Below are 6,872 nucleotides of genomic sequence, written 5' to 3'. Positions count from 1 at the left end.
GGCTGGAGGAGCCGACCTTGTCGTGGCTCCACTTCGGCAGGAAGGTGACCGCGTGGCCCTGTTGCTCGGCGATCTCCTTGATCGCGTGCTTGGCGATGGTGTGGTATTCCGCCGTCTCCATCGCCGCGGCGTATTTGATGTTCAGCTCCTCCTGGCCGGTCTCCGCCTCGCCCTTGGAGTTCTCGATGGGCAGGCCCGCATCCCACAGGTGGTTGCGGACCGGGCGCATCACATGCTCCTCTCGGGTGGTCTGCAGGATGTTGTAATCCTCGTTGTAGCCGGAGATCGGCTCCAGGTCGCGGAAACCCGAGCGGCGGATCTCGTCAAAGCTTTTGGCGAACAGGAAAAACTCCAGTTCGGTGGCGCACATCGCGTCATAGCCCATCGCCTTCAGCCGGTTCACCTGTTTCTTCAGGATCGCGCGGGGGGAGTGGGAGACTTCTTCGTGCGTATGGTGATCCAGCACGTCGCACAGCACCATAACGGTGCCCTCCAGCCACGGCACCGGGCGCAGGGTGGAGAGGTCAGGCTTCATCACATAGTCGCCGTAGCCGCGCTCCCAGCTGGTCGAGGCGTAACCGTCCGGCGTCGCCATCGCCAGGTCGGTGGCCAAGAGGTAGTTGCAGCAATGGGTTTCCTCCCAGGCGCTATTCACGAAATGCTTGGCGTGGAAGCGCTTGCCCATCAGGCGGCCCTGCATGTCCACAAGGCAGACCAGAACAGTGTCAACCGCGCCCGAAGCAACCTGGTCCTTAAAAGTGTCGAAGGTCAGTTTCTTATTCACACTGCCATGTCCTTCTTCTTGAGTTCATTCACTGCAGGGATCAGCAGCGCCAGAATATCGAGAGCCATTCCTGCAGCCATTTCCTCTGTCGCAAGCAGGTCATTGCGCACTTCGATCATCACGTTGGCCAGCCCGCGGCTGATGGCATGGAGCTTCAGCGAATGGGTGACACCGTCTGCAGGGCCGTATGGTTCGTTGCGCGCGATCGTCCGGTTGGGAAGTTTCCCGGCATGATCCAGCATGAGATCCACCAGCCGGCTGTCTTCGTCATGCAGCAGGCCCAACTCCACCGGCCGAGGTTTGCCGAAGTAAACCGGGGTGAAGGAATGCACTGTCACCACGATTGTCTCCGGGCCGCGCTTGTCCAGCACTTCCGAAACGGCCCGGCAGAACGGGCGGTAGACCGCCTCGGTGCGGCGCTGGCGTGCCGGGGCGGTCAGCCCGGCATTGCCGGGAACCTTGATCAGCTCCGACTTCGCCGGCATCGCGCTGGGAGCCTCGGGCGGGCGGTTGCAGTCATAGACCAGCCGCGACACCGCCGATGCGACAACCGGCGCATCCAGTGCCCTGGATAGTTTCAGGGAAAGATCGAGGGCGCCAGGGTCCCACACGGCGTGGCTTTTCAGGTCATCAGGCGGCAGCCCGAGGCCATCGTAGACCGCCGGGATATGCGCAGAGGCATGTTCGCAGATTATCACAACAGGCCCTGTGCCATCGCGATTGATGACTTCGAATGGTTGCAGTGTCATTACCGGCCTCCTATGCGGCACAACTTGTGGACGGGCGGCGGCGCCCGTTCATGGCGTTTCGGGATTTGCGGCGGCGGCGATCAGCCGTTGAGAAGACCGATTAGGGCCGCGTGCAGTTCAGGCGATGCCGCCGACACGACGGCACCTTCGGAGTCCAGCGCCAGTGGCTTGCCCTGCCAGTCCGTCATGATGCCCCCTGCCGCTTCTACGACCGCTGAAACGGCCAGGAAGTCATAGGGCTTCAGGTCATAGTCGACCACCGCGTCAACATGGCCGGCCGCCAGCAGGGCGTGGGGGTAGCAATCGTATCCGAACCGCCGGGTCTGCCCTGCCCGGAGCAGCCGGGCGGTGACGGCCGGATGATCCGCCAGCAGCTTTTCGCCCTCGTTGATGTAGAGGATTGCCTCATCCGGATTGCGCTGGCCTGAGACCTGAATGGGCGTGCCATTGCAGGTGGCCGGCACCCCGAGGCCGCCGCAGTACACTTCATTCAGCGCCGGCATGCTGATGGCGCCGGCCTGCAGCCGGCCTTTGCTGAGGAATGCAATCAGCATGCCGAACAGCGGGTGGCCGGAAATGAAGGAGCGGGTCCCGTCGATCGGGTCGATGACCCAGAGATGGTCCTTGCCGCCGCCCTCGATGCCGGTTTCCTCGCCGAAGATTCCGTGGTCCGGGTATTTGGCGGCGATGGCTGCCTTCAGTTCCCGCTCCACGGTCTGATCGGCGAGCGTGACCGGGCTGAGGTCGGCTTTGAAATCGACGGCGGTGCCCTGGCGGAAGAAGCCAAGCGCGGTTGCTGCGGACATTTCGGCCCAGGCCGCGCAGTCGCGCAGGACCGTCTCCGCCGACAGCGGGTCTGAACTGGAGGAAGTCTGGGTCATGGGAGTGTTTTCCTGGATCTGATCAGGTTGCGGGGCCCGCCTTTGCGCCGCTGAGGGACTTGCGCAGGGCGTTCGGCGTCGTGCCGTAGATTTGCTGAAAGGCTGAGGCGAAACTGGCGCTGGTGGAGAACCCGGCCGCGATCGCGACTTCAATCAGTGTCATGTTGGTTCGCAGCAGCAGTTTCCGGGCGTGATCGAGCCGCATTTGCCGGTAGTAGCTGCACGGCGTTGTGCCGCAGTGCTGTTTGAAGTGCCGTTCGATACGGCGCGGGGACGACCCCAGAATGCGGGAGACCTCAGCCATCGGCAGCGGGTTTTCCAGGTGATTCTGGAACAGGGCAATGGCCTTGTTGACCAGGCCTGAGCCGGACAGGGCAGCGTGCAAGACCTCGCCGTTCTGGGTGCTGCGGGCGTCGCTCAGCCGGGTGTGGATGAAGGTCTGCGCCAGCCGCGTGGCAACCGGCTTGCCGTAGACATCGGCCACGACATGAAGGGCCAGATCCAGCGCGCCGGTCTTGCCGCAGGACGACCAGTCCCCGTCGTTGACCGCGCAGACCTGATCAGTCGGGGCCAGGGCGCTCATCAGCCCGCTGAACAGTTCCCGGTTTTGCCAGTGCACCGCACAGCTGCTGCTTTCAAAGACGCCGGCCTTTGCCAGCGTCAGCGCAGCGCCGCCGACCGCGGCCACCTGGCAGCCCTTGCGCCGGAGGATCTGCAGGGCTGCCCTGAAATGCTGGTTGCTGCCGACACTGGACTTGTGGCCGCCGAAAATCACCAGATAGTCCAGCTCTTTCAGAGCATCAGCCAGCGGCCTGGTTTGCACCGCGGCACTGCAGCTGCCCTGAACAAAACCGCCATTGCTGGACAGCACGTCAACCTTGAGGCTGCTGCCGCAGGTTTCGCCCGCATCGTGCAGGGCCGCGGCAAACAGGGCGTACTCCTCCATCGGGAAACCGGAAAACACGTAGAGCCCGACGCTTGCGGTGTGACCGGGCCGGCCGCCGGCGGGCCGTGCGGCCCCCCGGACAGGCGCATGATCGCGGAAGCTGCTCTGTTTCAAGTGTTGCATCATCGTATTCCCTGGTGATGGAGGAGTGCCGGTTCAGGTCTTTACCCGGCTCATCGACGGGTCGTAGAGCGGGTTGAGCTGCACCTTGCAGGGGACCCGCTTGGTGGCGACCTCCAGCTCGTATTCGCCGCCCAGCACGTAGTCGGCATCCACGCCTTCGGGATTGCGGATGTAGCCGTAGCCGATGGACTGCCCGACGGTGTGGCCATAGCCGCCCGAAGTCAGCCAGCCGACGCGTTTGCCGTTGCGGTAGATGGTTTCCCGGCCCAGGAGCACCACGCCGGGATCGGTGGTGAAACAGGCGAGCATCTTCTTAACGCCCTCTGCCTTCTGCGCTTCGGCGGCGGCGCGGCCCTTGAAGGGGATATCCTTCCTGAGCTTCACCGCCCAGCCAAGCCCGGCCTCGAACGGGGTGTGGTCGGGGCCGATGTCCGAGCCCCAGGCGCGGTAGCCTTTTTCCAGGCGCAGGGATTCGATCGAGCGGTAGCCGGCATTGACCAGCCCGTGCGGTTTGCCTGCCTCCATCAGCGCGGCATAGACGGTCTGGGCGTATTCCACCGGCAGGTGCAGTTCCCAGCCGAGCTCGCCCACATAGGTCACGCGCAGCGCCTGCACCGGGCAGCCGGCAATGCCGATGGTGCGGATGGTGCCGAACTTGAAACCGTCGTTGGAGACATCGTCGCGGGTGACAGCGGCGAGGATGCCGCGCGCTTTCGGCCCCATCAGCGACAGCACCGCGTTGGAGGAGGTGATGTCGAACAGCTGGCAGTTCATGCCGTCGGGAATGTTGCGGCGGATCCAGTCGAAGTCATGGGTGGCATAGCCGGTGCCGGTGACGATGTAGAATTCGTCATGCGCGACGCGGCCCACGGTGAGATCGCATTCGATGCCGCCCTTGTCATTCAGCATCTGGGTGTAGATCAGCGATCCCACCGGCTTGTTCACGTCATTGGCGCAGATCCAGTTCATTGCGGCCAGCGCATCCGGGCCTTTCAGCGCGAATTTGGCAAAGGATGTCTGGTCGTACAGCACCGCCGCCTCGCGCGCGGCCTTGTGCTCGCGGCCCACTGCGTCGAACCAGTTCTGGCGGCCGAAGCTGTAGATGTCCTTGGGTGTTTCGCCCCTGGCGGCATCGGCAAACCAGTTCGGGCGTTCCCAGCCGAGTTTCTCGCCGAAGCAGGCGCCCTGGCTTTTCAGCGTGTCATACAGCGGCGACTTGCGGCAGGGGCGGCCGCTGTCGTGCTCTTCATGCGGCCAGGCCATGGTGTAATGCTTGCCGTAAGCCTCAACCGTGCGGGTGCGGACCCAGTCGGTATCGAAATGCGGCCGCCCGAAACGGCGGATGTCGGCGGACCAGAGGTCGAACGGCGGCTCGCCGTTCTTCACCCATTCCGCCAGCGCCATGCCGGCGCCGCCGCCCGCGGCGATGCCGAAGGCGTTGAAGCCCGCGCCGACATAGAAGTTCCGCAGTTCCGGTGCCTCGCCGATGATGAAGTTGCCGTCGGGGGTGAAGCTTTCCGGCCCGTTGGTCAGGGTCTTGATGCCGGCATGTTCCAGCGCCGGGACCCGGCCAAGCGCCTGTTCCATCAGCTGTTCGAAGTGATCGAAGTTGCTGTCCAGCAGCGTGTAGTGGAAGCCCTGCGGGATGCCGTCGGTGGCCCAGGGGATCGGGTTCGGCTCATAGCCGCCCATCACCAGCCCGCCGACTTCCTCCTTGTAGTAGGTCAGCCGGTCCGGGTCGCGCAGGGTGGGCAGGCCCGAGGGGACGCCCTCGAACGGTTCCGTCACCATATACTGGTGCTCCATTGGCACCAGCGGCACATTGACACCGAACCGCTTGGCAAAGGTGCGGGTCCACTGGCCGGCGCAGCAGATCACCTTTTCGCATTCGATGCGGCCATGTTCGGTGATCACGGCGCGGATCTTGCCGTTCTCGATCTCGATATCGGTGACCTTGGTGTCCTCGAAGATCCTGGCCCCGGCCATCCGCGCGCCCTTGGCCAGCGCCTGGGTGATGTCGGAGGGGTTGGCCTGGCCGTCGGTCGGCATGAAGGCAGCGCCGATGACGTCGGAGATATCCATCAGCGGCCACAGCTCCTGCGCCTCTTTCGGGGTCAGCAGCTCCATCTCCAGACCGAAGGAATGCGCGGTGGTGGCCTGGCGCTTCACCTCTGTCCAGCGCTCCTCGTTGCAGGCCAGCCGCAGGCCGCCGTTCATCTTCCAGCCGGTGCCCAGGCCGGTTTCCTCTTCGATATTGTTGTAGAGATCGACCGAATACCCCAGCAGCTGGGTAATGTTGGCGTTCGAGCGCAGCTGCCCGACCAGCCCAGCGGCGTGGAAGGTGGTGCCCGAGGTCAGCTTTTTCCGCTCCAGCAGAACGGTGTCGGTCCAGCCCAGCTTGGCCAGGTGGTAGGCGGTGGAGCAGCCGATGATGCCGCCGCCGATGATGACTGCCTTGGCAGTTGAGGGAAGTTCAGTCATGTCAGTCCTCAGGTGTTTTGAAAGTCGTCAAGCGCCGCGCGGAAGCGCGCGAGGTTGCTGGCGGTGTAAGCCGCGTAGTCAAAGTCGATTTCGGAAGTGATCTCTGACACCATGCTCCACATGGTCTCGCGCAGAAGCGAAGCGCATTTCATGGCGCTGTAGCGGTGCAGCAGATCATCGGTCACCGGCGCCTCGAAATAGGTTTCCAGCAGCCACTGCTCCTGCGCCTGCGACAGCCCGTTGTTGGAAGCGAGGCCGCCAAGGTCGAACAGCGGCGAGTTGAAGCCGGCATAGTCGAAGTCGATCAGCCAGAGCCGATCCCCGTCATCGAGGAAATTGCCGCACAAGAGGTCGTTGTGGCCGAAGACGATGTCGAAGGGGCCTGCCGCCTGTTCCAGCATGCTGCCGATGTCCGCCAGTTCCGAGGCCGCCGCCGCATGCGGGCTGTCCTTGTCCCGCAGGGTGGCGGCATAGTCCCGGATCACATGGAACACCCAGAACACCAGTGCCGGGCCGCGCAAATGCTTGGGCACTTCGCGGTGGCAGGATTTCACCAGTTCCAGCACCCGCGGCAGCATGGCGGGGTCGCGCACATCCGCTTCGCTCAGGGTGCGGCTTTCGATGAACTGCAGCACTGTCAGGTCATCTTCGGCATGCACCACCGCAGGCGACAGGCCGGCGGCATGGGCGGCGCGGCCGGCGGCCAGTTCATTGAAGCGCATCACCTGGTGCAGCGGGATGTCGTCGCCTGCGCGCACCACGTATTTGCCGCGGCTGTCCTGGACCAGGTAGTTCACGTTGGTGATGCCCCCGGTCAAAGGCTGCGTGGTGATGGAGCCGCGCCAGATCGGCAGCGCATGGATGCGCTCAAGCAGGCTGACGCGTTTTTGCAGATCGGATTGGCTCAT

Annotated in this window: 5 protein-coding genes and 1 pseudogene; all 6 read right to left on the bottom strand. The window is 63.9% G+C overall.

Annotated features, from left to right (window positions below; all coding sequences use genetic code 11):
- Positions 1–784, bottom strand: a pseudogene (locus AB1A62_RS20995) (glutamine synthetase); the annotation flags it as partial.
- Positions 781–1,533, bottom strand: a complete 753-nt coding sequence (locus AB1A62_RS20990; protein WP_366663413.1) for an N-formylglutamate amidohydrolase — start codon at positions 1,531–1,533, stop codon at positions 781–783. The pseudogene AB1A62_RS20995 and the gene AB1A62_RS20990, both read right to left, overlap by 4 nt.
- An 80-nt stretch (positions 1,534–1,613) precedes the next feature.
- Positions 1,614–2,414 carry an inositol monophosphatase family protein gene (locus tag AB1A62_RS20985; RefSeq protein WP_366663412.1) on the bottom strand — a complete coding sequence of 267 codons (801 nt, stop codon included), beginning with the start codon at positions 2,412–2,414 and terminating at the stop codon, positions 1,614–1,616.
- Between the two features lie 22 nt (positions 2,415–2,436).
- Positions 2,437–3,483 (bottom strand): helix-turn-helix domain-containing protein, encoded by a 1,047-nt coding sequence (locus AB1A62_RS20980; RefSeq protein WP_366663411.1) that lies wholly within the window; start codon positions 3,481–3,483, stop codon positions 2,437–2,439.
- A gap of 33 nt (positions 3,484–3,516) precedes the next feature.
- The gene (locus tag AB1A62_RS20975) at positions 3,517–5,964 is read right to left on the bottom strand and encodes an FAD-dependent oxidoreductase (RefSeq protein ID WP_366663410.1); all 2,448 of its coding nucleotides are present in this window, start codon (positions 5,962–5,964) and stop codon (positions 3,517–3,519) included.
- An 8-nt stretch (positions 5,965–5,972) separates the two neighbouring features.
- On the bottom strand, positions 5,973–6,872 hold the full coding sequence (locus tag AB1A62_RS20970; RefSeq protein ID WP_366663409.1) for a phosphotransferase: 900 nt from the start codon (positions 6,870–6,872) through the stop codon (positions 5,973–5,975).

Origin of the sequence: Leisingera sp. JC11 (assembly GCF_040704725.1) — a bacterium.
GTDB lineage: Bacteria > Pseudomonadota > Alphaproteobacteria > Rhodobacterales > Rhodobacteraceae > Leisingera.
Note: the sequence above shows the minus strand (reverse complement) of the source record. Positions and strands in the feature narration are given on the sequence as shown.

Coding starts and splice junctions, on each gene's coding strand:
- AB1A62_RS20990 (WP_366663413.1), bottom strand. CDS start 1,533: ATGACACTGCAACCATTCGAAGTCATCAATCGCGATGGCACAGGGCCT.
- AB1A62_RS20985 (WP_366663412.1), bottom strand. CDS start 2,414: ATGACCCAGACTTCCTCCAGTTCAGACCCGCTGTCGGCGGAGACGGTC.
- AB1A62_RS20980 (WP_366663411.1), bottom strand. CDS start 3,483: ATGCAACACTTGAAACAGAGCAGCTTCCGCGATCATGCGCCTGTCCGG.
- AB1A62_RS20975 (WP_366663410.1), bottom strand. CDS start 5,964: ATGACTGAACTTCCCTCAACTGCCAAGGCAGTCATCATCGGCGGCGGC.
- AB1A62_RS20970 (WP_366663409.1), bottom strand. CDS start 6,872: ATGAGCCAATCCGATCTGCAAAAACGCGTCAGCCTGCTTGAGCGCATC.